The organism is Paenibacillus sp. FSL R10-2782, from assembly GCF_038592985.1.
GTDB lineage: Bacteria > Bacillota > Bacilli > Paenibacillales > Paenibacillaceae > Paenibacillus > Paenibacillus terrae_C.
Map to the genome: position 1 here is coordinate 989,891 of NZ_CP151951.1, position 25,956 is coordinate 1,015,846.

At 46.0% G+C, this 25,956-nt stretch carries 22 protein-coding genes and 1 riboswitch; of the genes, 16 read left to right on the forward strand and 6 right to left on the reverse strand.

Going from position 1 to position 25,956, the window contains the following annotated elements; all coding sequences use genetic code 11:
• Positions 1-90 precede the first annotated feature (90 nt).
• Positions 91-3,000, forward strand: coding sequence for an S-layer homology domain-containing protein (locus tag NST83_RS04505; protein ID WP_342416731.1), 2,910 nt, complete (start codon positions 91-93; stop codon positions 2,998-3,000).
• A gap of 130 nt (positions 3,001-3,130) precedes the next feature.
• On the opposite strand, the gene NST83_RS04510 is transcribed toward NST83_RS04505, so the two are convergent.
• Entirely contained in the window at positions 3,131-3,805 is a 675-nt protein-coding gene (locus NST83_RS04510) for an NAD(P)H-dependent oxidoreductase (protein WP_342416732.1), read from the reverse strand.
• 143 nt (positions 3,806-3,948) lie between these two features.
• On the opposite strand from NST83_RS04510, the gene NST83_RS04515 reads away from it, so the two are divergent.
• The 7 genes from NST83_RS04515 (at position 3,949) to NST83_RS04545 (ending at position 11,914) form a co-directional block, all read left to right on the forward strand.
• Positions 3,949-4,341: a winged helix-turn-helix transcriptional regulator gene (locus NST83_RS04515; RefSeq protein WP_342416733.1), complete on the forward strand. Its 393-nt coding sequence runs from the start codon at positions 3,949-3,951 to the stop codon at positions 4,339-4,341.
• A gap of 158 nt (positions 4,342-4,499) precedes the next feature.
• Positions 4,500-5,522: an ABC transporter substrate-binding protein gene (locus tag NST83_RS04520; RefSeq protein WP_342416734.1), complete on the forward strand. Its 1,023-nt coding sequence runs from the start codon at positions 4,500-4,502 to the stop codon at positions 5,520-5,522.
• 162 nt (positions 5,523-5,684) lie between these two features.
• Complete coding sequence (locus tag NST83_RS04525; protein WP_342417871.1) at positions 5,685-6,695, forward strand: LacI family DNA-binding transcriptional regulator; 1,011 nt, start codon at positions 5,685-5,687, stop codon at positions 6,693-6,695.
• Between the two features lie 75 nt (positions 6,696-6,770).
• Positions 6,771-8,870, forward strand: coding sequence for an amylo-alpha-1,6-glucosidase (locus tag NST83_RS04530; RefSeq protein WP_342416735.1), 2,100 nt, complete (start codon positions 6,771-6,773; stop codon positions 8,868-8,870).
• A gap of 28 nt (positions 8,871-8,898) precedes the next feature.
• Positions 8,899-10,152 carry an ABC transporter substrate-binding protein gene (locus tag NST83_RS04535; protein ID WP_342416736.1) on the forward strand — a complete coding sequence of 418 codons (1,254 nt, stop codon included), beginning with the start codon at positions 8,899-8,901 and terminating at the stop codon, positions 10,150-10,152.
• A gap of 23 nt (positions 10,153-10,175) precedes the next feature.
• Positions 10,176-11,075: a sugar ABC transporter permease gene (locus tag NST83_RS04540; RefSeq protein ID WP_342416737.1), complete on the forward strand. Its 900-nt coding sequence runs from the start codon at positions 10,176-10,178 to the stop codon at positions 11,073-11,075.
• A gap of 11 nt (positions 11,076-11,086) precedes the next feature.
• Positions 11,087-11,914, forward strand: a complete 828-nt coding sequence (locus tag NST83_RS04545) for a carbohydrate ABC transporter permease (protein WP_137061622.1) — start codon at positions 11,087-11,089, stop codon at positions 11,912-11,914.
• A gap of 161 nt (positions 11,915-12,075) precedes the next feature.
• Here the strand turns inward: NST83_RS04545 and NST83_RS04550 are convergent, their stop codons facing one another.
• The 3 genes from NST83_RS04550 to NST83_RS04560 form a co-directional block, all read right to left on the reverse strand.
• Entirely contained in the window at positions 12,076-13,581 is a 1,506-nt protein-coding gene (locus NST83_RS04550; RefSeq protein WP_342416738.1) for a stalk domain-containing protein, read from the reverse strand.
• Between the two features lie 167 nt (positions 13,582-13,748).
• Positions 13,749-14,384 (reverse strand): cyclodeaminase/cyclohydrolase family protein, encoded by a 636-nt coding sequence (locus NST83_RS04555; RefSeq protein WP_342416739.1) that lies wholly within the window; start codon positions 14,382-14,384, stop codon positions 13,749-13,751.
• The gene (locus NST83_RS04560) at positions 14,381-15,247 is read right to left on the reverse strand and encodes a bifunctional 5,10-methylenetetrahydrofolate dehydrogenase/5,10-methenyltetrahydrofolate cyclohydrolase (protein WP_342416740.1); all 867 of its coding nucleotides are present in this window, start codon (positions 15,245-15,247) and stop codon (positions 14,381-14,383) included. The genes NST83_RS04555 and NST83_RS04560 overlap by 4 nt, the downstream gene beginning before the upstream one ends.
• Positions 15,248-15,361: 114 nt before the next feature.
• A riboswitch (ZMP/ZTP riboswitch) is annotated at positions 15,362-15,446 on the reverse strand.
• A gap of 219 nt (positions 15,447-15,665) precedes the next feature.
• Between NST83_RS04560 and NST83_RS04565 the strand changes: the two genes are divergently transcribed.
• From NST83_RS04565 to NST83_RS04600, 8 genes are all read left to right on the forward strand, one after another.
• Entirely contained in the window at positions 15,666-16,721 is a 1,056-nt protein-coding gene (locus NST83_RS04565) for a fatty acid desaturase (protein ID WP_342416741.1), read from the forward strand.
• 72 nt (positions 16,722-16,793) lie between these two features.
• Positions 16,794-17,927 (forward strand): sensor histidine kinase, encoded by a 1,134-nt coding sequence (locus tag NST83_RS04570; protein ID WP_342416742.1) that lies wholly within the window; start codon positions 16,794-16,796, stop codon positions 17,925-17,927.
• Entirely contained in the window at positions 17,924-18,523 is a 600-nt protein-coding gene (locus NST83_RS04575; RefSeq protein WP_025683815.1) for a response regulator transcription factor, read from the forward strand. Before NST83_RS04570 ends, NST83_RS04575 begins: the two co-directional genes overlap by 4 nt.
• 181 nt (positions 18,524-18,704) lie before the next feature.
• Positions 18,705-19,328, forward strand: coding sequence for a deoxynucleoside kinase (locus NST83_RS04580; RefSeq protein WP_342416743.1), 624 nt, complete (start codon positions 18,705-18,707; stop codon positions 19,326-19,328).
• On the forward strand, positions 19,325-19,966 hold the full coding sequence (locus tag NST83_RS04585; protein ID WP_342416744.1) for a deoxynucleoside kinase: 642 nt from the start codon (positions 19,325-19,327) through the stop codon (positions 19,964-19,966). The genes NST83_RS04580 and NST83_RS04585 overlap by 4 nt, the downstream gene beginning before the upstream one ends.
• Before the next feature lie 206 nt (positions 19,967-20,172).
• A complete protein-coding gene (locus NST83_RS04590; RefSeq protein ID WP_342416745.1) occupies positions 20,173-21,081 on the forward strand; it encodes an Rpn family recombination-promoting nuclease/putative transposase in 909 nt (302 codons plus the stop codon).
• Between the two features lie 193 nt (positions 21,082-21,274).
• Positions 21,275-22,276: a Gfo/Idh/MocA family oxidoreductase gene (locus NST83_RS04595; RefSeq protein WP_137062228.1), complete on the forward strand. Its 1,002-nt coding sequence runs from the start codon at positions 21,275-21,277 to the stop codon at positions 22,274-22,276.
• 196 nt (positions 22,277-22,472) lie between these two features.
• Entirely contained in the window at positions 22,473-23,699 is a 1,227-nt protein-coding gene (locus NST83_RS04600) for an RtcB family protein (RefSeq protein ID WP_342416746.1), read from the forward strand.
• 93 nt (positions 23,700-23,792) lie between these two features.
• Here NST83_RS04600 and NST83_RS04605 read toward each other — a convergent pair whose 3' ends face one another.
• Positions 23,793-24,683 carry a shikimate dehydrogenase gene (locus NST83_RS04605; RefSeq protein ID WP_137061631.1) on the reverse strand — a complete coding sequence of 297 codons (891 nt, stop codon included), beginning with the start codon at positions 24,681-24,683 and terminating at the stop codon, positions 23,793-23,795.
• Positions 24,684-24,712: 29 nt separating this feature from the next.
• Complete coding sequence (locus NST83_RS04610; RefSeq protein WP_342416747.1) at positions 24,713-25,903, reverse strand: MFS transporter; 1,191 nt, start codon at positions 25,901-25,903, stop codon at positions 24,713-24,715.
• Between the last annotated feature and the right edge of the window lie 53 nt (positions 25,904-25,956).

The following is a 25,956-nucleotide window of genomic DNA, read 5'->3' on the forward strand; positions in this document are numbered from 1 at the left end:
CAAAAGAGAAAATTTTCACAAATGAAAAGGAGTACAGGGGGAAGTGATCTGGTATTACTTCATAAAGGAGGGGAAATGCTCTAGAATCTTATGAAATGTAAAGAGGGATTACAACGAATAAGGCGGTACATGGCTGGTTTACTAGCTGTTTGGTTGTTCTGCGTACATACTGTACCTGTTTTTGCAGACAGGGCCTTTAACGATATTGAACATTCCTACGCTGCTGATGCGATTGAAGCCATGGCTGCTCAAGGGGTTGTTACTGGTTATCAGGATGGCAGCTTCCGGCCCATAGATTTTATTTCGCGGCAGGAGTGGGCGAGTATCTTTGCTAAAACCGTAAAACGAACGTCGAACACCAGAAGTGTTGTTCCTTTTACAGATGTGTCGCCGTGGGCTCTATCTTATGTGCGGACTCTGCAGGAAGAGAACATTACCAAAGGAATTAGTGATCAGTTATTCGGTGCAAAGCACAATATGACTCGCCAGGATATGGCAGTTTGGTATGCCAGATATTTCGGTGTTTCAGAAGATATCCGCGCTTCCGGTATATCCAGTTTTGTGGATCAGTCTGATGTATCAGACTATGCACAAACGAGCGTATGGCTGATGGAACGGTTGGAGCTGATGGTAGGGGATACAAATCACTATTTTCACCCCAAAGAGTCTGTGAGACGGCAGGATGCTACACTGGTTGCTTATCGGATATGGCTAGGCGGTGACGATCTGAGAGAACGTGCCAAGCGTTTGCTGGAGTCACTAGGAAGTGGAGCCGCAACGACGAATCAGCCGATCAGCCTACCAGAATTGAAGAAGGTAGTGGTCGACCTGGCGCCGGAAATTAGTCACCAGCGTGCGAATCCGGAAATCGAAGAGCCCCGAAGCCATAGTCCAAGGCCGGATCCACCGGTAGCTCCGGTAACACCAACAGAGCCGAAGCCGGAACCACCAGTTAAACTATCAGATCCTAGTCCTAGACCACCAGTAATACCACCAGTAACGCCGCCACTGCCACCAGGACCGAAGCCGAAACCACCAGTGATTCTACCGGATCATCCTTCGGATTTTGTAGCAGATGAGGTAATGATCAAGGCTCCGGAGCTGGTAAACCAACCGGAAACGTATCCTACGTATCAGCTGTCCTTTCAGCTATACAAGGAAGGACGATTGGTAAGTATTCCCAATCTCAGCGTTACAAGTGTCACTTACACATTTAGTGATGAATTAGGTGTCTTTGATGAACAAGGAAAAATCGCGCGTTCCGAAAATATTCCTGCTGCTGATGGTTTCATCCCTGTAGAGATAGAAGTCACAATTGCCAAACCCTATCGGGTGCTTAAAGCACAGACCAAGCTGATCGTGAAAGGGAAGACTCCTCCAGTAGAGGACCCGAGTGTAATCAGATCCGTATACTTGGCGACATACACCATTTCACAGGCCACTACTCTAGACCCTGCAGTCTGGAGTATGCCCTATGTATTTCAAAATGCAAAGGGAGAGGTCATACCGTCAGGTTTGTTGCCGTCAGACTTGAAGCTTCGGATAGAGGATTCCAGAGGGATATTTGATGAGGCTGGACATATTGCCAATCTGCATCTGATTCCTGCAGTGAACTCTGTCATTCCATTCAAGATCGAGGTTGAATCACCATCTCAGGGAATTCACTTCATATCCGATGCCGAGTTAACGGTAGTACCAGGAGAGCGCAAAAAGCAATATTTTGCTGTCTCGATGATGCTACAGGGACAAGATGCGGGCAGTACGACCACGGTAGACCAAATTGAGCAGGCTCGCCAATTGCTGATGGATCACTTTGGCCCCAACTTAAAAGTGACCTGGGCCATGGAAAACAGATTTATTTTTGTAGAAGCGAATCGCCCGCAGCTTAAAAAGGTTCTGGAATATGTGGATCAGTATGGTGATGAAGTCGGGATTTTGGACGGGTATCCGAATAATCTGTACGAGCTCTCTGAATGGGAAGCACGGATGAACGAGTGGTTATATATGTATCGTTATAATGCACTCAATGAGTTGCACCAATCCGGTTCGTTGGGATCACCTTCGGTGTTTGAAAGCATGGATACAGACCAATATCGGAAGTATCTGCCTAAATCATTGACCAGTTTTACGGTGAACCCTGAGCAGGCCCAATGGCTTAAAGATCATTTTAAGATCACTTCAGCGATGGGATGGTCGGCTACACAGTATAATGTGAATAGCATGTATGGTGAGGGTTCGCCTTTGATGCCTTACTGGTCCAATAAGGATAATCCGATTGTTCCGGCACAAGGGCCTACAAATAATAGCGGTATCGTGTTTATGAACTCGATTACAATTGATCCCATTGGATCACGCTATACAAAGGATTCCTCACGCTGGACTCTCCATCCAGGTGACCCATATATGACTGAAACGGATGCGGCACCACAACTGTATATAGCACAGCAATATTTAGATAACCCGTATCAACGTTTAAATACGGTAAACTACATGTCCATTATTTTGGACATCAACTGGCTTGCCAAGAACCATAACATGTCTCAAATATGGGAGAACTTTGTGAATCACTTCCCTGCTGACCGCGAGGTCGAGATTGTGGGAGTGGATGGGCTGAAACAGATTTATGAATCGTTAGCTGGATCGAATAATGATCATACGGAATTTTCGCTCATGTTTAGGGGTTCCGGCATTAAGGCAGTTATGGACTCCAATAATTCACCGGCCAATCTGCGTTACTTGTGGACTGAAAATGCTTCACAGCGGATCATTTTATCCAAGGAGGATGGAGATACGGCATGGTCCATTATTGATTTTACCGACTATACTCGAAATTCGGTTCCAAAGCTGCCATACAACCTGGACCGGAAGACGGATGTAAGCTATATCACGGGAAGGAACTTCAAGCTACATCCTACGGCTCCATTAACAGCAGAGGAAATTCAGCGCATAAAGGATCGTTTGAAGGAGATTTACTTCGCAGAAAAAGTGAACTATCAGTAGGAGTTTGGAGCAACAGCATATTTTAAAACCTGAGGTTTTATGAAAAATGGGGCGCCCGAAAGCTACGGAGATGGCTATGGGGCGCCCTTTATTTTAGAGAAAGATATGTTGGTTTAAGCGAAAAAAGGTTTTACACCCATTCAATAACCTCTTCTACAGATTGTCGGGTTTTCCCGCGCGGCTCATTCAGGCGGTACCCAAAAGCCACCATGCAGGAAATACCGAAATGCTCGGCATCCATGATGCCTTCTTCAGAGAGGATACGTTCGATCTTCTGTTTATTAAAACCTTCGATTGGACAGGAGTCAATTCCGATTTGAGCTGCCGCTGTCATCATATTGCCTAGTGCGATGTAGGTTTGCCGGCAGGCCCACTCGAACATAGCTCTTTCATTTTCTTCCAGTTCAAAATCTGATTTTAGGAAGGCGTCATATACTTTCTCTTTGCCTTGAATAACTTCAGCAGGCAATTGCTGCACGTTAACCATCATATCCTTGATGTAATCGGATGAGGCCACCATATCTTTAGGCAGCCTGGAGAGAATGAGTACGAAATGGCTTGCTGTTGGCAGCTGTTTTTTGGCCCCCCAAGAGTAAGGCAGCAGCTTCTCACGTATGGCTTTGCTTTGGACGACTAAGAACCTCCAGGGTTCAAAGCCGAACGAACTGGGGGATAAACGGCCTGTTTCGAGAATAAAATCGAAGTCCGAATCGCTGATTTTTTTATGGGTGTCAAATTCTTTGGTAGCATGTCTGAACTCATATGCAGATAAGATTTGATGTTTAGTGGTTGTTAAGTTTTCCATTGTTTTTACACTCCTTATGGATATGGATTAGAATTGACGCTTACCAAGTGGCATGCTTAATATTAGAATATACATGACTGTTTTTGAAGTACGCACATTAATGTGCTGTAGTATACAAAATGATACCAGGAGGAGAATTGCTTATGCGTAATCGGAAAGGCGGCTTTGGAGAATGTCCCGATGGAAAGGACCAGGCCTGTCCCGTGGAGTACACCTTGGATGTGATTGGAGGCAAATGGAAAGGAGTCCTTTTATATCATCTAATGTATGGAACCAAGCGTTTTAGCGAGTTTCGGCGGATCTGTCCGGGGATTACTCAGCGCATGCTCACGCTCCAGTTACGCGAGCTGGAAGAGGACGGTGTAGTTCACCGTGAAGTCTATCAGCAGGTTCCTCCCAAAGTCGAATATTCTCTAACCGAATTTGGAAAAACTCTGACTCCGATTATTAATTTAATGAAGGATTGGGGAGAAGAATATAAAGCCAAGCATCGTTCATCTGAAAGCTGCATGGAGCCATCCAAGCTCGACTTGTAGAGTAATGTTCATCTATAAGAACCTTCTCCAGTTCCCCTCTTTTTGAGGCTTCGATTTTAAGTTGACAGTAGAGAGGTTGCCTGATATATTTCATACGATATTGATAATCATTATCATTATTCGATGAATAGGTCATTTTTACAGTATAGGGGGCTAACATGTTGAAGAAAAAATCGTTTTTTATTTTGGCTGCTATGATGCTTGTATTGTCTGTATTCATTAGCGCTTGCGGCGGAAACAACAATGGAAGTAATTCTGCTTCATCTTCAGGAGATCAGCAAGAGTCAGCTTCCACTGGAGAGAAAAATGCTGATACGACAGACGGGCAGACGAGAATCTTTAAAACGGCCAAAGGGGATATTCAAATTCCAGTCAAACCGCAGCGCATTGTAACGGATTTTTATGGTGGAGAATTACTGTCCGTAGGAGCTAATGTGGTAGGTGTGGAGCCGACTGCCTTTCAAAATCCTTTTCTAACTGATTTGCTTAAGGAAAAGGGGACCAAAGAGGTGGGTGACCCAACCAATTTGGAGAAGACGTTGGTGCTCAAACCCGATCTGATCGTGGTGATGAAGGATACCAACTATGAGGCGCTGTCCAAAATTGCACCTACACTGTATATTCCATACGGAACGACTACGAATATTTACGATACGGTCAAGCTGTTTGGAGATATCACCGGGGAGAAAGAGAAGGCAGAGCAATTTATTGCTGCATTTGATAAAAAGGCTGCCGAAGGCCGCGAACGTCTTAAAGGCGTCATTGATCCCAAGGCTACCTTTGGTCTGTATGAGCTGACGGACAAAAACGCTCTTTGGATTTTCGGTGACAATGCAGGTCGGGGAGGACAAGCGGTATACAATGCACTCAAGCTGCACATGCCGAAAAAAACGACCAACTCCAAGGAACAAACCGTACAGCTTTCGCTGGAGGTATTGCCACAGTATGCAGCAGATTATATGTTCCTGACAACCTATGACCCGGAGAACAAGGGAGATGCGCTTAAGCAGCTGAAGTCGTCCGCTGTGTGGGGGAACCTGCCTGCGGTGAAGAACAATAGAGTATTCTTTAACGATTTTGATACGTACTATCGCTATGATCCGATCGCTATTACCGGACAGATTGATATGATCGTGGATATGCTGATTGAAAGAGAAGCAGAGAATAAAGCGAAAAAATAAGTATATGATCCACATTCGTAAGCACTTCACTACATGGACAGTATGGACGTGGGTGGGGTGCTTTTGTGTGAAGAAGTTTTTTCTTGCAATCGGTTACATTCTAAGATATACTCATTCCCAAAGCTTCCGAAACGTTTTGGAAGATGGGTTAGGAGCACAATGATGACGACAATTAAAGATATCGCGCGCGTTGCCGGGGTTTCCGTCACTACAGTCTCCAGGGCTCTCAACGGGTACGAAGATGTCAATGAAGGGACCCGCCGCAAAATTATGCAGGTGGCCAAAGATTTGAATTACAGCCCCAATATTCTAGCGAGAGGACTCGTCATGAATAAGTCCAAGACGATTGGACTGCTTGTATCCGGGTTGAATCGGCAAAGTGCCAAGGACCATTTTACATTCGAGGTCTTATCAGGGATTAACGAATGTGTGTCGGAAAAAGACTACGATCTGGTCCTGTTCAGTACCAACTCGACGAAGCAAAGAGAAAAGACGTATTCCCAGCTGTGCCGGGAGCGGAGAGTGGATGGAGTCATTTTATCGGGAATTAAAACGGATGACCCATATCTTCAGGAGGTGATAGATAGCGATATTCCCTGTATCCTGATTGATATCCCAATTTGGACGGATACGGTAGGTTATGTGACGACGGATAATGTGCTTGGTGCAAAAAAAGCAGTGGATTATTTGATAAGGCTCGGTCACAGCCATATTGGGATGATGAATGGGCATAATCAGGCTTTTGTAAGTGAGAGGCGGCTGGAAGGATACCGGGAGTCACTGGAATCGGCAGGATTAACGTTCAATCCGGAATGGGTTGTCAATGGGGCGTATGATGAAGACACCGCCAAAGAGGAAGCCGTTAAACTGTTAACACTTTACCCCGAAATGACGGCTATCTTTTGTGCGAGCGATCTGATGGCGCTGGGAGTTCTAAAAGCAGCGAAGCAGCTTGACAGGAAAGTGCCCGAACAGTTGTCGGTTGCCGGATATGATGACATTCAGCTTGCGTCTTACGCGAGCCCGCCTTTGACAACCGTATCACAGGATAAATTTCAGCTCGGCTATCAAGCGGCCACGATGCTGATTCAAATGCTGGAAGGCAGCGGACAGCCACATGCCATGACCCTGGAAACACAACTGGTTGAAAGAGAATCGACAATGAAACGATAAAAAAACAAAAAAACCACGATATGTGGTTTTTCAATTACATTTTTTCCGAAACGTTTCGGATAGAAAGAGGGACTTATGGAATACAGAGTAATTAAAGAAAATGACCTGTTTTTATTGACAGATACGAAAGGGAATATTCCCGAGGATCACCCCTATGGATTGGGATTGTATACGAAGGATACCCGATTTCTCAGCAGGCTGGATCTGAGAATTAACGGTCAGGAACCCGTTTTGCTATCCTCGGATGCAGCAGAAAATTACATGGCCACCATTTTGCTGACCAATGTGCAAACGGAAATCGATGGCAAGCTGGAGTTATGGCGTGAATCGGTTGAAGTAGAACGGACCCGTTTTATTTATGATGATGTACTGTATGAGCGCATTAAGCTGACGAATTATTACCCGAAGCAGATTACATTCGAGCTGAGTGTTCATATGGATGCCGATTTTGCAGATATGTTTGTCGTTCGTGGTTTTCAGAGCGGTGAGTTGGGGAAAAGAACCGGAACGAAGGCCGCGAATCAGTCTCTAATCTTTAGTTACCAGGGAGCTGATCAGGTTTGCCGGGCCACCGCTGTTACATGGGACCGGCCAGAACAAGCCGCTGATGCAAACGGAGATGTCTTTTTTCGAATTACTTTGGACCACGGAGCATCTGAAGTGATTACGTTCACAGTGCAACCACAGATTGGAGAAGCCGTCGTAACGAAGCCGATGAAGCCGGAGGATGCGTTAAAGCAGCTCAAGCAGGTTTATGAGGTATGGGATCAGCAAACCGCTAAAGTACAGACAGATCATGATCTGATTCAGCGGCTTGTGGACAGGGGCTTGAAGGACTTGAAGGTGCTGCTGACGGATTTGGGCTATGGCGCGTTTCCGGTCGCTGGACTTCCCTGGTTTGGTGTCCCATTTGGCAGAGACAGCCTCATCGCATCCTTGCAAATGCTTCCCTTTAATGCGCAGGTCGCGAAAGGTACTATTCGCACAATGGCTGCCCGGCAAGGGGAATCTGTAGATCCTTGGCGTGACGAGCAACCGGGGAAAATCATGCATGAAATCAGATACGGTGAGCTTGCGAACACGAATCAGATTCCGTTCACTCCATACTATGGCACCATTGATGCGACTCCGCTGTTTCTGATGCTGATTACAGAATACGCCAGATGGACTGGGGATTTGGAATTTGTGCAGGAGCTAGAACCCAATATTATCAGGGCGCTGGAGTGGATCGATCTCTATGGTGACCGGGACGATGATTTGTTTGTGGAATATCATCAGGAATCAAGCAAAGGCATAGCCAATCAGGGCTGGAAGGATTCCGGCGATTCCATTGTTCACCGCAATGGAGAGTATGCCAAAACGCCGATTGCTTTAAGCGAGGTGCAGGGCTACGTCTTTCAGGCCAAAATGGGCATTGCTGATTTGTATGAAGCTCTTGGCCGCAATGAAGAATCCAGTAGGCTCAGAGAGGAGGCCCGGCGCCTGAAAAACAAATTTGATGAGGCTTTTTGGATGGAGGAGCATCAATATTATGCTATCGCTCTGGATGAAAACAAGCATCAGGTGGGCACCATTACATCAAACCCTGGACACTTGCTGTTGTCGGGAATGCTGGACGACTCCAGGGCGGATGCGGTAGCCAACATGCTGGTCTCACGCAAAATGTTCTCCGGTTTTGGGATTCGGACGATGGGAGAAGGAGAAGCCGCCTACAATCCGATGAGCTATCATGATGGAAGCATTTGGCCGCACGATAACAGCATGATTATCCTTGGACTCAGCAAAACTGGTCGTCAGCAGCAGGCGAATCAGGTGATGAAAGGGCTGATTGACGCTGCTGCTCATTTTGAATATGAACGATTGCCTGAGTTGTTCTGCGGTTATGACAGCTCAATCGGGAAGGTCGTCCCTTATCCGGTGGCTTGTTCTCCACAAGCATGGGCGGCGGGAACGCCTCTCATATTTATCCAGTCCCTGCTTGGCCTGTTTCCAAACGGGATCAAAAAACAAATCCATCTCTCACCTGTCTTGCTTGACGGGATGAATGAGCTGACGGTTTCCAATATCGCTATCGGCAGCGGCGTGCTGTCCATCCGTGTAGAAAGAAGCGGTGAGCGTGAAATATCCTGGTCCGTGCTGGAGAATACAACGAATTATAAAGTTATTACTGACTAAGCCAGCAGAAAGGAAGGGGAGAACGAGGATGAAAGCGATCAGATGGTTCGTAATTGTGGCCGTGATGACCGCCCTGTCCGCCAGCTTGCTGGCGGGCTGTGGCAGCGGACAGAAGCAGGGTGCAGGCGGAAAGGTAGAAATTACTTTTGCAGGCTGGGGCTCTACCCCGGAAGAAACCAAACTGTTGGATCAGGTGCTCGCTGACTTTGAACAAAGCCATCCGAATATTAAGGTGAAACATGAAGTGATCGCCGATCAGTATATGGATGTGATCAAAACCCGTTTAATTGGCGGCAAAGGCCCGGACGTATTTTATTTGGACGCTATTGAAGCCCCGGGACTGATCGAAACTGGGGTTTTAGAACCGCTTAACCATTATGTAACCCCTGATTTTGATATGAATGATTTTGAAAAGCCAATGATTCAGGCATTCCAAAAGAACGGAAACATATACGGCTTTCCGAAGGGATATTCGACGCTTGCGCTCTTATACAATAAAAAGATGCTGAAAGAAGCGGGTGTGGAAGTTCCGACAACATGGGACGAGCTGCGGGCGGCTTCACGTAAATTAACGAAAGGAACCAAGGTGTACGGTTTCGGACAAAATCCGGAGCTTGCGCGCACATTTTTTATTGCCCAATCGTTAGGTGGACAGGTGGTTAAGAACGGCAGAGCCAACTTCACCACTCCGGAAGTGCTAAATGCTCTTCAGCCTTATGTGGATCAGCATCTGATCGACAAGACGGCAGCCCAGCCCAGTGATGTTGGCGCCGGGTGGACCGGCGAGATGCTTGGTCAAGGGAAAGCGGCCATGGTGCTGGAAGGGAACTGGGCGATCCCATTCTTGAAAAGCACCTTCCCGAACATTGATTTCGGGACAGCGGAAGTGCCGACGATTCATGGTAAAAAAGGGACAATGGCCTTTACGGTTGGATATGTGATGAATGCGGCTTCCACCAAAAAGCAGGCTTCCTGGGAGCTGATCTCCTATTTGACCGGCAAACAGGGGATGAAAACCTGGACGAGCAAAAGATTTGAGCTTCCGACCCGCAAATCAGTCGCCAAGGAGCTGGGATATGATAAAGACCCGATACTCGGACCGCTCGTTGCAGGTGCCCCTTATGCGACTGTCTGGTCAGAGGGTTCTACGCTTCCAACGATATTTAATAACTTTAACAACCAATTTGTAAGCGCTTATATCGGGGAAAGGCCGTTGAAGGAGGCGCTTCAGGAGGCACAGGACCAGGCCAATGGGGAAATTGGATTCCAGCTCTATGACTAAAACAGGAACGGAGGGTACTTATTATGAACCGGGGTGTTTCCAAAAGAGCGTTTAAAGAGGCGGCTCAAGGGTATTTGTTTCTACTACCGACCTTGTTCGTGCTGCTCTTTTTCATTATTGGACCGATTTTTTACGCCATTTATCTTGCATTTCATAAAGTGCAACTACTTGGCGTTTCCAGCTCGGAATTTACGGGTATGCGAAATTTCACCCGTATCATGGTGGATAACCGGGCTCATATAGCCATTTGGAATACGGTGAAATATGTCATTATCGTCGTTCCGATTCAGACTATTCTGTCGATGGTCATGGCCGCCGTTTTGAATGCGGGCCTGAAAGGACAGAAGATATTCCGGGTCATTTATTTCCTTCCCACATTAACATCATCCGCCGTACTAACGCTCATCTTTATGTGGATGTTCAATCAGAGTGGTCTCATTAATGAACTTTTGAGTGCAGTAGGGTTGCCAATATATAACTGGCTGGGTGATCCGAGGGTGGCGCTTAATGCCATTATGGGGATGAATATTTGGTCGACGGCTCCCTTTTTTATGGTTATTTACTTGGCGGCATTGCAGGATATTCCGAGCTCTTTATACGAGGCCGCCGAATTGGATGGGGCGAACGCTTTCCAAAAATTTTGGAACATTACGATGCCCAGTTTGAGGCCTGTGACCTCTTTTGTCGTCATTATGGGATTAATCGGAACATTCCAACTGTTCGACCAATCCTATATTTTCTCGGCGGGATCAGGCGGTCCGAACAACTCGACGCTTACCGTCGTTCTGCTAATCTATCAATATGCCTTTAAAAACCTGGGTACGATGGGGTACGCCGCTGCGCTGGCGATGACCTTGGCCGTGATCATTTTGCTGGCAACGCTAATCCAACGCAGATTTTCCAAGGAAGAATCTTTGAACTAAGGAGGGGCATCATGAATCGTCGAATAGGCATCGGGAAAATCATATTGTATTTGATTCTCATCGGTTACGCTGCCGTTACGCTTGTCCCGTTTTTTTGGGCGCTGTCGTCGTCATTCAAACCGTTGGAAGAAATCGTGAGTGGAAAAATCAGTTTTATTCCCAAGGTGTTTACCTTGGACAATTATAGAATGATATTTATCCAGCAGCCCTTATTCGGTCGCTGGCTGTTGAACAGCCTGATGATCGGTGTAGCGATTACTGCGCTGAATCTACTGTTTAATTCTATGGCCGGCTATGCGCTTGCCCGCCTGAATTTTCCGGGAAAAAATCTGTTGTTCATCATCATCCTGGGTGTACTAATGATTCCGGCTCAGGTTACGATGATACCGAATTTCTTGATTCTGAAAGGCTTTGGTTGGCTGGATACGTATCAAGGAATGATCATTCCCTCCATGATCAGCGCGACGTATATTTTTATGATGCGCCAGTTTTTTGTCAGCTTTCCGAAAGAACTCGAAGAGGCCGCCGAGATTGATGGTTTAGGGAGGTTTGGCGCTTTTTTTCGCATCGTTCTTCCGTTGGCTCGTCCAGCATTGGCTGCGCAGATCATCTTTGTGTTCATGGGGTCATGGAATGACTTTATGAAGCCGCTGATTGTGATGTCCAGTCCTGAAATGTTTACCTTGCCGCTTGGACTGAATACGTTCAAAGGCCAATATATCAGCTATTGGAATTACATTATGGCGGCTTCCATGATATCTACGCTGCCGATCCTTGTTATTTATGCATTCTTTAATCGTTACTTTATTAAGGGAATCACGTTTACGGGCGGCAAATAACGAAGGTAAGGGATATCGAACCCGAACAGGGCAGATATCCCTTTTTTGATAATCCAAGAGGTTAGCCAAATCTGCATGAAGAATGGAGATAAGTTAAGTGCAATCCTGGATTTTGACTGATCAGGTTATGACTATTCACAGTTGGACGTTTGGCTTTTTATTTACGATTTCGTCGTAATTACGATAGTATCTTCTTTTTGAATCCAATCTACTTTGGCCCCTAGCGTCTCGCTGATCAGCCGGAGCGGAAGATAGCCAATGCCGTTTACAGTGAAGGGAGGATTTGTGAGTTTCACAACTTTACCGTTCATCGTTGTCTGCCCGTTTTTAAGATTAATTTGCAGAGAGACGGGATTGGCTCCTGTTTTAGACTGATTAATTTCCGCTATTTTGCTGTTAAAATCATAAGTGACCTCGGCCCCCAGCTTGTCAAAAACAGAACGAAGGGGAATAAACGCCTGCTCGTTGCGGGTAATGACACCGTTACTTAGGGGGACAGGTGTATCATTGAGAAGGACGAGAATCGGCTTTTGTACAGGAACCGGCGTACTGTAGAGAAATTCATAATCCCCTATGCCAAGCTGCGCATGTTTGTTGACCCCCCAGCCCCATAGGGTGCCGTCTGTTTTTTGCATGATCACATGCCGTAATCCAGCCTGGATGCTTTGAATATTTTTGGCGAGTAATTTAAAAGGGACAGTGGACGATAATTTCTCACCTTCCAAGGACGCTTCATATACATTCCCGCCTGTCGTCAGTGCAAGGATAGAGCGTTCAACGATAAAGACGTCTTTAACATCCTTTATACCTGTTAACAATACAGGGTTATTTTCGTTGTGATAGGTTGTACTATCCGAGTAACCTGTGACCGTTTCACCCCAGAACCATAACCGTCCTTGTCGATCAATCGCGAGATTGGAACTCCCATTGGTCTTAATTATTTTGATGTCCGATAAGGCTTGAATCTGCGATGCAGATAAAGCTTCGGAGGGGGTAGCATTTTTTTCAAATACCTTGGGCCATGTCCATACAGTACCGTCTTTCTTTAAGGCTATGTTTTTGGAGATAGCAGTAGTATCCTTTAATGATGGAACAGGCTCGAAGCCCTGCAAGGACCTTGTATTTTTCCATACACTTCCGTCCTTCTTCAAGAAGAGCCAGCGTTCCTCATATTGCGGTCTTTCTTCATAGTAACTATCCAATTCTGTAACCTCGTCGATGCCGGATAGGGTTTGAAAAGGAGCAAAGTTGCTATCATTCTCGATTCGATCAGCAGATGATACGGTTCCTTCGGCGCTTAGGGCGAGTACATGATCATTCAAGCTACGCACATCTACGATGTTCTGTAGTCCTTCCAGAGAGTTGAATTTTACGGGTTCAGAAATATTATTTCTTGGCACATACCAGGCGGAATGATCCTGTAAGGTAAATACCAGATCGCCTTCATGGATTATATTCGAATATGTTCTGACGACGTTTGGCTTATCCTCTACACGAGTCGGTACGGATTGATTATAGCCCCATAACCACAAGCTCCCATCGGATTGAATCAGACTCCCGGAATCATAGGAGCGAATACGGGACGTCGATTCATCTTCGGCCGCCCATGCACTGGAACTGAACAATAACAACGCGATCATACTGATTAACAGAGTACGTCTTTTCATGCGTTTTCCTCATTTCTTCATCAATGTATATAAGGTGAAAATAACGCCTTGGGGAATATCTCTTTATCAATAGACGAAGAATATATAGAAAAGTTTTCCAAAACACATCTATTCGAATAAAATAACCTCCAGAAACCCACGCTTAGTGTGGATTTGGAGGTTGTTTTTTAGCCCGTTATTCGGCTGCGTACGATCAATAAGGTTTGCGCTTTGATTTGTCCAATTTCATGGATGAGCGCAGCCGTTTTCGCTTCATAGGCGAGTTTGGCATCCAAATCTTTCAGTGAAGCAAGGTTGATTTCAACGGTGAGCAGGGCGGATTGGGCGGCAGCCTCGAACAGAATCGCGCCTATGCCGAGATCAGAAATGACATTTTTGTTGGACAGTTCCACAATACTGTAGGCACGCTGCATTCCGTCCCGGCATACTTCCAGTAAACGCATCGGCACCTCAATGGCGGCGATCACCGCGGTCTGTAGGGAATGGGTACGATAGCGTTTTTCTTCGTCTGTTTCTTTGGGCAAGCGCAATACGGTCATGTATTGTTCAAAGGATTGAATATCTGCGGTCATCAGTTCCTCACAGCGCGCAGACAGATTTTCCATGCTATGAATCACTTCAGTGATTTGACCATGAACATGCGCGTACTTTTCTCCTTGGGTAAGGCTGGCGGTCATGGAGGTCATAGCCGCGCCCAGTGCCGCTGCCAGTGCGGATACACTTCCTCCGCCGGGAGTAGGTGCTGCACTTCCAGCCTCTCTTAGAAAATGTCCGATGGAATCGCTCCACGACAGTTCACTCATGAATAGGCCACCTCTCTGGAGTATTGTTGCAGATCTATTGCTTTGAGCAGATTCTTGTACAAAATCGCAGTTGTTAATGTGCCGACACCGCCGGGAACCGGAGAAATGGCATGTACCTTTTCCCCAACGTCTAAAGCAGCATCCCCCACTATTGTTCCCTCCAGCGTCTCGTTAATTCCCGCATCTACCAAAATCAAACCGGGATGAACCATATCCTGTGTAATCACATCAGGGCAACCGACTGCAACGAAGGCAATGTCTGCATGGCTCAAATGCTCCGCAATATCACGTGTGCCTGCATGACAGGCGGTAACGGTGGCATTTTCTCTTTGCAGCATGTGAAAAAGGGGAAGTCCCACCGTCTGTCCTATGCCGACAAGGGTGACATTTTTGCCTGCCAATGTGTGACCGTAATGTTTGAGCAGCTCAATGCAGGCTTGAGGCGTAGCGGGATACAATCCGCTTTCACCTGTAACGGTAGCCAGCTTGTTGCCTGGGGTAATTCCATCAATATCCTTGTACGGGGCGATGGATTGTTTAATCGCTGAGGCGGATAGATGCTGGGGAAGAGGCAATTCCAGCATAATACCATGAACATGAGAGGCTTCGTTCAGGCTGCCGATCAGGTGAAGGAGTTCAGCTTCGCTTACATGGCGGTCAAAGGTATGAAGATGAAAGGAGATGCCCAGCTTCTCCGCTATTTTTTGCTTGGTCCGGGCGTAGTAGGCAGAGGCCGGATCACCTTCTACCAACAGTGTTGCCAAATGAGGGCGATGCCCTTGCTGTTTCATTTGTTCTACTTTGTTACGGATCGATGCATACACTTGCTCAGCTGCTTCTTTGGATTTCATAATGATAGCCATAGTCTGAACCTCCTCTGAATTTATCGCATGATGGAATCAACAGGGTGTTTATGGTCTTGTAAAACGAAAAAAAGTATTTGCACAAGGTCGTCACGACAGACGAATCCTCTGCAAATACTTCTCCCAGGCGAACGGCACGCTTTCATTGTATGCTCCCTCGTGGTTGATTCCACTGACTTCGCCAGTCACATACAGCGTTATTTATCTTATATTTTAACAAATAATCTTCCGAAAAGAAACCCGTGAACATTTGGCAAAGAGGTCATGTTATTTGCCTATATGACAAATGTCATATTCCTGAACTGACGTTTATGACTACATCGAACACAGGTATCCCCTTATACTGAGGTTAGACCAACATGTACGCCTGACGAGATCAAGGTATGGGCGTCATTTTAAAGGAGGATCAACATTAAGTATGACACAACTCCCATTAGCCCAATTGAAAAAAAATATGGCTCCCTACGAGAAAATAAACACAAAATCCAGCGTTCTGCAACTCATTAACACTCTGGGTCCACTGATCCTGCTATGGTATGCCGCCTATCTCAGTCTGTCGGTATCGTATTGGCTGACCCTTCCGATTACGATTATTGCTTCCGGGTTTGTCGTACGGACGTTTATCATTTTTCATGATTGCGGTCATCAATCGTTCTTCAAAAGTCGCAAGCTGAATGGCATTGTGGGCACGATTACAGGTATTATTACGCTTTGTCCGTATGATCAATGGAAAAATAGCCACGCGATCCATCATGCAACCAGCAGTAATCTGGACAAACGAGGCACAGGTGATATGTGGGTGCTTACGGTGGAAGAATATGCAGAAGCTTCTGTATGGACACGGCTGGCTTATCGGATATACCGGAATCCATGGGTTATGTTCGTACTCGGTCCGATCTACACTTTTTTGATTTCCTATCGCTTTAATACAAAAACGGCGAAACGTAAGGAAAGAATAAATACGCATGTAACGAATATATCTCTAGTTATCTTGTACGCACTGTTGTGCTGGGCCATCGGCTGGCAAGCTTTTGTTTTGGTACAGGCACCTATCTTTTTTGTATCGGGTGCGCTCGGTATCTGGTTGTTCTATGTACAGCATCAGTTTGAGGATTCGTATTTTGAGCATGATGAAGACTGGAGCTATATTAACGCAGCCGTAGAAGGCAGCTCTTACTATAAGCTTCCTAAGGTATTACAATGGATTACGGGCAATATCGGCTTCCATCACGTTCATCACTTGAGCCCGAAGGTACCAAATTACAATTTGGAGAAGGCACATGAAGCGACACCGTTGCTGCAAAAAGCGACCACCATCACAGTGAGTAGCAGTCTGCAATCCCTGAAGTTTCGTCTTTGGGATGAAAGCACGAAAACCTTTTTGACCTTTAAACAGGTGAAGCCGTTGCTCAGCAAACGTGTTGCTGTTACGAAACCCGTCCCCACACCTGTTGTGAGTACGGAAAGAAAATAACTTTGTACGAAACACGGTATGATAAGATAAGGGATATAAGCTAAATAAGTGAAATGATAAAGGGTGGGCAGGATGCAAAAATGGTATCAGATTTTTCAAAGAAATACGGGACTTAACCCGTATGTATGGGTTGTCTTTTATATCCTGCCCTTCTATTATTTTAGCTCCTCATCTACAAGCCATATTGTGCTGGGTACCATCATTATTTTAGTGTTTTTTGCTTGTTATGTACTGGCTTTTGTCTCTCGGGGGTGGCTGATCTACTTCTGGACGAGTGTACAAATTGCGATATCCATTACCATGACGTTGCTATTCAGCTATATGTATTTCTCGATATTTATCGCTTTTCTGATCGGTAATATCAAAAGCAAGGCCGCATTCACTACACTGTATATTGTTCTGATGGTCTGTACCATTGGATTGATCAATTACGGCTTCGTAGCCCAAGATCCTGTTTTTATTAAGCAGCTTCCTTTTATTCTGCTGAATCTGCTTGGTGTAATCTTGATTCCGATAACCACTTTTAACCGAAATAAAAGTGATCGGCTTCAAGTGCAATTGGAGGATGCCAATAAGAAAATATCGGAATTGATTAAGCTGGAGGAGCGGCAAAGAATTGCGCGCGACCTGCATGATACTCTCGGTCAAAAGCTGTCACTCATCGGGCTGAAAAGTGATTTGGCTGGCAAGCTGATGGATCAGTACCCGGAGCGGGCTCACGCTGAAATTAACGATGTTCGTCTTACGGCGAGAAGTGCGTTAAAAGAAGTGCGGGAAATGGTCACACAGATGCGAGGTATGCGATTAGAGGATGAATTACTGCGTATTCGGCAGATTTTAAAGGCAGCTCACATTGAATTCACCTTGGAGGGCGATCCGAAGCTGGAGCATACGTCTTTAATGAACGAGAATGTGCTTAGTATGTGTATGAAAGAGGCGGTGACCAATGTGGTGAAGCACAGTGGCGCTACAGCCTGCTCCATTACCATTGAGCCCTCTCGTAAGGAGCTGACCCTTCGGATTCAGGACAATGGAGTCGGCGTTACGGGAGAAAGTGCAGCCTTTCGGGGGAATGGTTTGCAAGGGATGAAGGAAAGGCTCGAATTTGTGAACGGCTGTATGGAACTGCGTTCAGATCAGGGAACGGCCCTGATCATAAAAGTGCCGAATATCACTGAAAAGCCAAATGAGGAGGTGGGGCCATGATTCGAATCGTCATTGCGGAAGACCAGCGTATGCTGCTGGGTGCTTTGGCCTCCCTGCTGGACTTGGAAGAGGACATGAAAGTAGTCGGAAAAGCAAGCAACGGGGAAGAGGCTTTAGAGCTGGTCAAGCTGCATCAGCCGGATATATGCATCATGGATATCGAAATGCCAATCAAAAGCGGATTGGATGCGGCTGAGGAACTCAAAGGCTTGAATTGCAAGGTGCTGATTCTGACCACGTTTGCCCGTCCCGGATATTTTGAACGGGCTATCAAGGCAGGTACGCACGGTTATCTGCTCAAGGACAGTCCCAGTGAAGAACTGGCTTCCTCGATTCGAAGTATTATGGCAGGCCGTCGCATTTATGCTCCAGAGCTGGTCGATGATGCTTATGCCGAAGTTAACCCGCTGACTGAGCGTGAGAAGACCGTCTTGGCGCTCATTGCTGACGGGAAGAACACTAAAGAGATTGCCGGTGAGCTGTACCTGACGACAGGGACGGTGCGTAATTACATTTCAGTCATTCTGGATAAGCTGGGTGTCAGCAATCGAATTGAGGCGATTACGCGTTTTAATGAAAAAGGCTGGTTTAAATAAGCGTAAGGCATAAATGTTCAAGGAGAAACAGGGGAGCTATGAAGGAAGATATAGCGTCTCTGTTTTGTTGTTTTATCGGAGGATACATAAGAGAAAGTATATGCCTTTAGCCTACTTCCTTGTGATACAATAGGATAGCTATCCATGGGATGGACCGAAGTACAAGGAGGAACGGAACTACATGAAACAAGCCCCATTTATAGCTGTTGAAGGGCCGATCGGAGCAGGGAAAACGACGTTGGCTTCCATGCTTTCAACGGAGCTGCATATGCCGATTATTAAAGAGATTGTCGAGGAGAACCCGTTTCTCAATAAATTTTATCAAAATATAGATGAGTGGAGCTTCCAACTGGAAATGTTCTTTCTCTGCAATCGGTACAAGCAACTGGAGGATACCGGCCTGCAATATATCGAGAAGGCACAGCCTGTTATTTCCGACTATCATATTTATAAAAACCTCATTTTTGCTGAGCGGACCCTAAAGGGTGTGAAACTTGAAAAATATCGCCAAATCTATCATCTGCTCACCGACGATATGCCTAAGCCGGACGTGATCATATACATTAAAGCCGATTTGGATACGTTGCTGGGCAGAATCCGCAAACGGGCGCGCTCCTTTGAACAGGAGATGGACCCGGCATATCTGGAGCAGCTCATCACCGATTATGATAATGGCATACAATTTCTCGCCAAACAGGCTCCTTTTCCCAAGATATTGACCGTTAACGGGAATGAGATTGATTTTGTAGAAAACCGAGCACAATTTGAACAGATTGTTTCTGATGTAAAGGAGCTTATTCAATGAATAAATACAGCATTCCCGCGAATGCCCTGATTACGGTAGCGGGCACGGTAGGTGTGGGGAAATCCACACTAACGGCTGCTTTGGCTGAACGCCTGGGCTTTAAAACCTCCCTGGAGAAGGTAGATCATAATCCATATCTGGAGAAGTTTTATCACGATTTCGAAAGATGGAGCTTTCATCTGCAAATTTATTTTCTGGCCGAGCGCTTCAAGGAGCAAAAAAATATTTTCTTATCCGGTGGAGGCTTTGTGCAGGACCGTTCGATTTATGAGGACACAGGAATTTTTGCGAAAATGCATGCCGATCAGGGGACGATGAACCCTACGGATTATGAAACGTATACCAGTCTGTTTGAGGCGATGGTGATGACACCGTTTTTCCCGCACCCGGATGTGCTGGTCTACCTGGAAGGCAGCTTGCCATCCATACTGAGCCGGATCGAGGAGCGCGGTCGTGAAATGGAAATCCAGACCGAGCGATCTTATTGGGAGCAAATGTATCGCAGATACTCCAACTGGATCAACGAGTTCGATGCCTGTCCTGTGCTGCGTCTAAACATTGATGAATATGACGTGCATGATCCCGCTTCTATGGATGCCATTTTGGTAGAGGTAGGCAAGGTAATTTCTAAAAAATAAAAATTGTTGACCGTCCGTGAGGACGGTTTTTTTTGTGGTACACATTTCTAAAAGCCTTGCACATCTGTGCAGGTAAGCACGCTGAAAATGATCCATTAGGAATATGGATTGGCGGTCATGAAGCTGGTATATTTTGATTGATGGATATGAGAACGTATGTTCTTTATTGTACTTTCTTATTCATTGTCGTGGTATAATATGAGCAGATGGAGCTGATTCTAGTGGTAGAAATGCTGGACCCCCGCAATGACTTTTTGTTTAAGCGCATTTTCGGAAGCGAGGAAAATCGTGATGTGCTTTTAACTTTTCTAAATCGTACCTTTGAGGAAGCGGGGAAACCTCCATTAACGGAAATTGTACTTTTGAATCCGTATACGGATAAGGACGCACCGCGTGATAAGCAGTCTATTTTGGATATTCGGGCCAGAACGTCGGAAGGTCAGCTCATTAATGTGGAGATGCAGCTTTTCAATAAGTATGACATGGATAAACGAACTTTGTTTTATTGGAGTAAGCAGTATGCAGGACAATTGTACGAAGGCCAATCCTATAAGCTGCTGAGAAAGTGTGTAACGATCAACATTTTGAATTATTCCTTCCTACGGAACAGCCGTTATCATAATGTGTTTCATTTGGCAGAGGACCGTACGGGCATCCCGTTTAGTGATGATATGGAGTTGCATTTTTTGGAACTGCCCAAACTGGATGAGCACGAGATTCCGGCTGGTAGCGGTGGCTTGGTCAACTGGCTTCTGTTTCTAAAGGGAAGTAATCCATCTCAATGGGAGGTACTAGCCATGAATGAACCCGGTTTGAAAAAGGCGATGACTACGCTGGAGTTTCTAAGTCAGGATAAAGAGGCGCGTTTACAGTATGAAGCCCGACAAAAGTACCTGCATGATGAGGCTTCCATGATCGAAGGCGCAAGGGAGGAAGGCTTGAAACTAGGTAAGGCAGAGGGGAAGGCTGAAGGTAAAGCAGAAGGTAAAGTTGAAGGAGAGCGCCAGAAGGCAATTGAAATCGCACGAAATATGCTGAATATGGGGCTTGAAATTGAAGTGATTGTAAAAGCATCTGGCTTATCCGAGTCAGAGGTGCGTTCGCTGAAAGTATAAATCAGAAACAACATACAAGGACTGTGGTACAATCAGAATGAATTGGCTGATGACCGCAGTCTTTTTTTGTCGAATAGATTATCTCTAAGGACGAAGTATGCTTAACTGTATAGTGGACAAGCTTAGGCTAGAATGCGAGAATGGATACATATTTTAAATGTAAATTACTCACGGGGAAGGATGGGATACTGTGATACGTTTTGGTATTGTTGGAACCAACTGGATAACGGAGAGGTTTATTCAAGCCGCGGTAGAGACGGACGAATTTGCCCTGACGGCGGTATACTCACGAACAGAGGATAAAGGCAAAGCTTTTGCCGCCAAGAACAACAGCCATCCGGAGGTATTTACAGACTTAGCGCAAATGGCTGCAAGTGATCAGGTGGATGCCGTATACATTGCCAGTCCCAACTCCTTGCATGCGGAGCAGGCGATTGTGTGTATGAATCACGGAAAGCACGTACTGTGTGAGAAGCCGTTTGCCTCCAATGCAACGGAGGTGCAGAGCATGATTGAGGCTGCGCGCAACAATGATGTTTTGCTAATGGAGGCCATTAAATCTACGCTTATGCCAAACTTTAAAATTGTTAAAGACCATATGTATAAAATAGGCCGTGTTAGGCGTTATTTTGCAAGTTATTGTCAATATTCATCACGTTTTGATGCTTTTAAGCAAGGAAAAGTGTTGAATGCCTTTAATCCGGCTTTTTCGAATGGTTCATTGATGGACCTTGGGGTTTATTGCTTGTATCCTATGGTGGCATTGTTCGGCAAACCGGAGGAAGTTCGTGCGGTTGGCGTGCTCTTGTCTTCTGGTGTAGATGGGGAAGGCAGCATCGCTATGCGATATCCGGATATGGACGCCGTCGTCATGCACTCCAAGATTACCGATTCATATTTGCCTGCTGAAATTCAGGGTGAGAATGGAACGATGGTGATCGACAAAATAAGCCAGCCGTATGAGGTGAAAATTCATTATCGGGACGGCACGATTGAGGATCTGACGAAAGCACAGACCCGTGAACCGATGTATTATGAAATTCAGGAGTTTATTGATCTGATTAAAAGCGGAGAACGTAATAGCTCCATTAATTCACTGGAGTGTTCACTCGCAGTCGCCGAAGTGATGGAGGATGCAAGACAGCAGATTGGTCTTCGATTTGAAGCGGATTTGAAAAATACGTCTGCACATTAGTCTGTTAAATACTTCCACCTAAAAAAAGATATCCTACAGCCTTATTGGCTGCATGGATATCTTTTTCATTTTCTTACGGGACATCTGTTGCTGTGCTTGTAATACTTTCACCCTGTTCGAAAGCTGGTAAAACATACATAATGCTAATAACAAGTTCAACGTTTGAATATGAAGTTAAATACAGGAGGATGAAACGGTGGCTTATCAAGAAATCAATGGAGTACGAGTATGGGGAGCACCTGATGCAGGAGCATTATCTCAAGCCCGTATTTGTGCCGAGAACGGTAATGTGATTCAGGCGCTGCTGATGGCGGATCATCATAAAGGCTACAGTCAGCCGATTGGCGGCGTGATGGTATATGACGGACAAATTTCACCTTCAGGTGTCGGGTATGATATCGGATGCGGAAATAAGGCGGTTAGAACCAAGCTGTTCGCAGCAGATGTTTTGCCGCGTATTTCATTCATTATGGATGAAATTGCACGTCATATTTCCTTTGGCGTAGGCCGTATAAATGCGGTTCAGGTAGATCATGAGCTGTTCGATGACCCGGATTGGGCGGTATATGCTGCGATTGGGAAACGGGAGCATGACAAGCTGAAATCCTTGGCAAGAGACCAGTTGGGTACGGTGGGGAGTGGTAATCATTTTGTTGACGTATTCGTGGAGGAAGCGACAGGTCAGGTCTGGATTGCGAACCATTTTGGAAGCCGGGGCTTTGGACATAAAACAGCAAGCGGATTTCTAAACTTGGCGGCAGGACGGGAGTTTCTCGGAAAAGCGCCGGGAGAGCATATGGATCAACCGCCAGTGCTGCTGGACATGAATAGTGAGTTGGGGGATATGTACTACCGTGCGATGCGGCTTGCCGGACGTTATGCTTATGCGGGACGGGATTATGTGATAGATCAGGTGCTTGGTATAATGGGCACCGAAGCGGACTTTGCCGTGCATAATCACCATAATTACGCATGGAAAGAGCAGCATGATGGACGTGACACGATTGTAGTCCGCAAAGGTGCTACTCCCTCGGCTCCTGGCCAAACGGGTTTTATTGGTGGAAGCATGGGTGATATTTCAGTGATTGTACGCGGTAAGGATACGGTAGAAAATCGCGATTCCTACTATAGTACAGTTCATGGTGCAGGACGCATTATGAGCCGTACGCAGGCAGCCGGTAAAATGAACTGGAAAACCCGTACGCGCAGCGGCGGGCAGATTACGGACTTGCAGATGAAGGAGGCCGTACAGGACTATGGTGTCGAGCTGCGCGGAGCGGGTACGGATGAAAGCCCGTTCGTTTACCGCAGGCTGCGCGAGGTGCTGGACGCTCATGCTGAGACGGTGGAGGTTCTGCATGAGCTCAAGCCTATTGGAGTATGTATGGCGGGGGCGAATGAGTTCGATCCGTATAAGGACTAATGAAAAGATTTAGTAATAAAAAGAGACTATATCCGGCAGAAACGATCATTCGCCGGATATAGTCTCTTTTGAGTATTATAGTCTCTTTCATTCTTACAATTGGTCCGCAAACAGCTGTTCTTTGATATAAGAGACCGGCATTTCCTGGCCTGTCCACAGCTCGAAAGCAAGTGCGCCCTGCCACAGCATCATGCCCAGACCGTTAATGGCGGTTGCACCTACGGATTCGGCTTGTTCCATCAGCTTGGATTTAGCCGGGCTGTATACTACATCGGTCACGATCAGATCGGAACGAAGCATGGACACATCTTCAATCACACTTTTGCCTTCCAACGGTTTCATGCCGACGCCTGTACCGTTAGCGAAGATATGACTTGTGCGGATCTCTTCACGTAATTGTTCTTGATCCTCCAGAGGATATATATTTGCTTTGACTTGGGTGTGTTTCATATCTTCATTAATAATACGGACATTTTCTTCCGCACGGGCAAAGAACTGATCATTACGGGCAAAGATTGAAATTTCACCCAGACCTGCTTGAGCTGCTTCAATAGCAATGGGTGTAGCTGCACCGCCAGAGCCGACGAGTGTCATTTTTTTGCCTTTCAGATCAATACCGTGTTCACGCAGGTTGCGAACATAACCAGATCCGTCTGTGCTGTAGCCTTTCAGCTTGCCATCCGTGTTCACGACGGTGTTGACGGCACCTGTAAATTTAGCGCTGTCGTCCAGCTCGTCAAGGTACTGCACAATGGCTGTTTTGTTTGGCATGGACACGTTATAACCGCGTATGTTCAGAGCACGCAGACCGCGTACGACTTCTTCCAGCTGTTCATTTCCTACTTCAAAGGCCATATACGCGTTGTTCAGGCCCAGTTTTTCAAACGCGAGATTATGCATAGCCGGGGACAAAGAATGTCCGATCGGTGTAGCAAGCAATCCGATTAATTGTGTTCTTCCGTCAATACGTCCAGCATTTTTCATGATATAAGCCTCCAAGTAATCTTTGTAGTTTAATGAAACACTTTTTTATATCGATAAGCAACAAACACGGCCAGCAAAATACTGACTACGGCAATCGAAATATCCAGAATGAACACGGAAGTAATTCCGAGGCTCTTGGACATGCCCCCGGTAGCTAACGGCATCAGGATGAACGAAAGACTGGCTGCAATGTTCACGAGAGAAGTCGTAGTCCCTTTGTTTTTGCGGAAGAATTCCGTCATAACGGTGAGAGCAATTTGGAATATACCTGCGGTAGACAATCCGATTAAGAACGAACTGATTATCGTAGCGGCAGGATTGTGCCAAGTAATTAAAGCCAGCAAGGAAAGCAGGGCAATAAACGGATATACAATCATGACAGTAACCGGTTTAATGAATCTGCCAAGTACCACGGCTAACAGAATAACGGAAACCAGCGAACCTATACTATAGTAGCTCAGCAGTTTAATAGCATTGGCTTTCTCCATACCCAAAGCCTCTTGCCCAAAGGTAGGAAGCCATAGCTGCACGACCATGAACAATACAGTGGAAGTAAACCCGATAATGATCAGGGACAGACCCTCTTGCCAAAACTTAGGCTCGGTGCGGAATGTATCCACTGATTGGGCAACCTCGGTTGGAGCTTTTTGTTCCTCAGCCTTGTGATTAGGGAAGGCTGTCATCGACAAGAAGATACCGCTCAGCAGATAAATACCTGCCGGAATAAAGAAGGAGTAGCCATAGAACATATTGTGATCGATAAAGAATGCAATCATGAACGGAATAACAATGGCACCGATAGAAACGGATGCTTTGACCAAGACCGTTGCAGATCCGGCTTTTGTTCCGAACCCTTCAATTAATGCGGGATACGTTCCCGAATCCATCATGGAGTTACAAAGCCCTGCGATAATAGCAAATACGAAAGCCAACGTATAGTTGGGTGCAAGGGGAATACCGATCAGGAAAATTAAATAAGCAAATGATGCAATCACAACGAGCGGCTTTCTTCCATACTTGTCTGACATTTTCCCGGCTACCCCGAGCGCCAGCAGCTTACCGATCCCGATCGCTGACACCAGATAACCGATGGCAGCCTTATCCGTGTTCAATTGCACGGTCAGGAAGCTCATATTCGAGGAGAGAATAACATTGATCATACCCAGAAGAAAATAGTTGATGTAAAGCCCTGTTGCCATTCTGATGTAAGGATTTTTCATGAGTATAGCTCCCAACTTAAGTTTTAGATCCATCGTCTAATAGTGAAAAAATT

Bases quoted from the DNA above. Each gene is read 5' to 3' on its own strand.
- NST83_RS04505 (WP_342416731.1), top strand. From the start codon at position 91: ATGAAATGTAAAGAGGGATTACAACGAATAAGGCGGTACATGGCTGGT.
- NST83_RS04510 (WP_342416732.1), bottom strand. From the start codon at position 3,805: ATGGAAAACTTAACAACCACTAAACATCAAATCTTATCTGCATATGAG.
- NST83_RS04515 (WP_342416733.1), top strand. From the start codon at position 3,949: ATGCGTAATCGGAAAGGCGGCTTTGGAGAATGTCCCGATGGAAAGGAC.
- NST83_RS04520 (WP_342416734.1), top strand. From the start codon at position 4,500: ATGTTGAAGAAAAAATCGTTTTTTATTTTGGCTGCTATGATGCTTGTA.
- NST83_RS04525 (WP_342417871.1), top strand. From the start codon at position 5,685: ATGACGACAATTAAAGATATCGCGCGCGTTGCCGGGGTTTCCGTCACT.
- NST83_RS04530 (WP_342416735.1), top strand. From the start codon at position 6,771: ATGGAATACAGAGTAATTAAAGAAAATGACCTGTTTTTATTGACAGAT.
- NST83_RS04535 (WP_342416736.1), top strand. From the start codon at position 8,899: ATGAAAGCGATCAGATGGTTCGTAATTGTGGCCGTGATGACCGCCCTG.
- NST83_RS04540 (WP_342416737.1), top strand. From the start codon at position 10,176: ATGAACCGGGGTGTTTCCAAAAGAGCGTTTAAAGAGGCGGCTCAAGGG.
- NST83_RS04545 (WP_137061622.1), top strand. From the start codon at position 11,087: ATGAATCGTCGAATAGGCATCGGGAAAATCATATTGTATTTGATTCTC.
- NST83_RS04550 (WP_342416738.1), bottom strand. From the start codon at position 13,581: ATGAAAAGACGTACTCTGTTAATCAGTATGATCGCGTTGTTATTGTTC.
- NST83_RS04555 (WP_342416739.1), bottom strand. From the start codon at position 14,384: ATGAGTGAACTGTCGTGGAGCGATTCCATCGGACATTTTCTAAGAGAG.
- NST83_RS04560 (WP_342416740.1), bottom strand. From the start codon at position 15,247: ATGGCTATCATTATGAAATCCAAAGAAGCAGCTGAGCAAGTGTATGCA.
- NST83_RS04565 (WP_342416741.1), top strand. From the start codon at position 15,666: ATGACACAACTCCCATTAGCCCAATTGAAAAAAAATATGGCTCCCTAC.
- NST83_RS04570 (WP_342416742.1), top strand. From the start codon at position 16,794: ATGCAAAAATGGTATCAGATTTTTCAAAGAAATACGGGACTTAACCCG.
- NST83_RS04575 (WP_025683815.1), top strand. From the start codon at position 17,924: ATGATTCGAATCGTCATTGCGGAAGACCAGCGTATGCTGCTGGGTGCT.
- NST83_RS04580 (WP_342416743.1), top strand. From the start codon at position 18,705: ATGAAACAAGCCCCATTTATAGCTGTTGAAGGGCCGATCGGAGCAGGG.
- NST83_RS04585 (WP_342416744.1), top strand. From the start codon at position 19,325: ATGAATAAATACAGCATTCCCGCGAATGCCCTGATTACGGTAGCGGGC.
- NST83_RS04590 (WP_342416745.1), top strand. From the start codon at position 20,173: ATGGAGCTGATTCTAGTGGTAGAAATGCTGGACCCCCGCAATGACTTT.
- NST83_RS04605 (WP_137061631.1), bottom strand. From the start codon at position 24,683: ATGAAAAATGCTGGACGTATTGACGGAAGAACACAATTAATCGGATTG.
- NST83_RS04610 (WP_342416747.1), bottom strand. From the start codon at position 25,903: ATGAAAAATCCTTACATCAGAATGGCAACAGGGCTTTACATCAACTAT.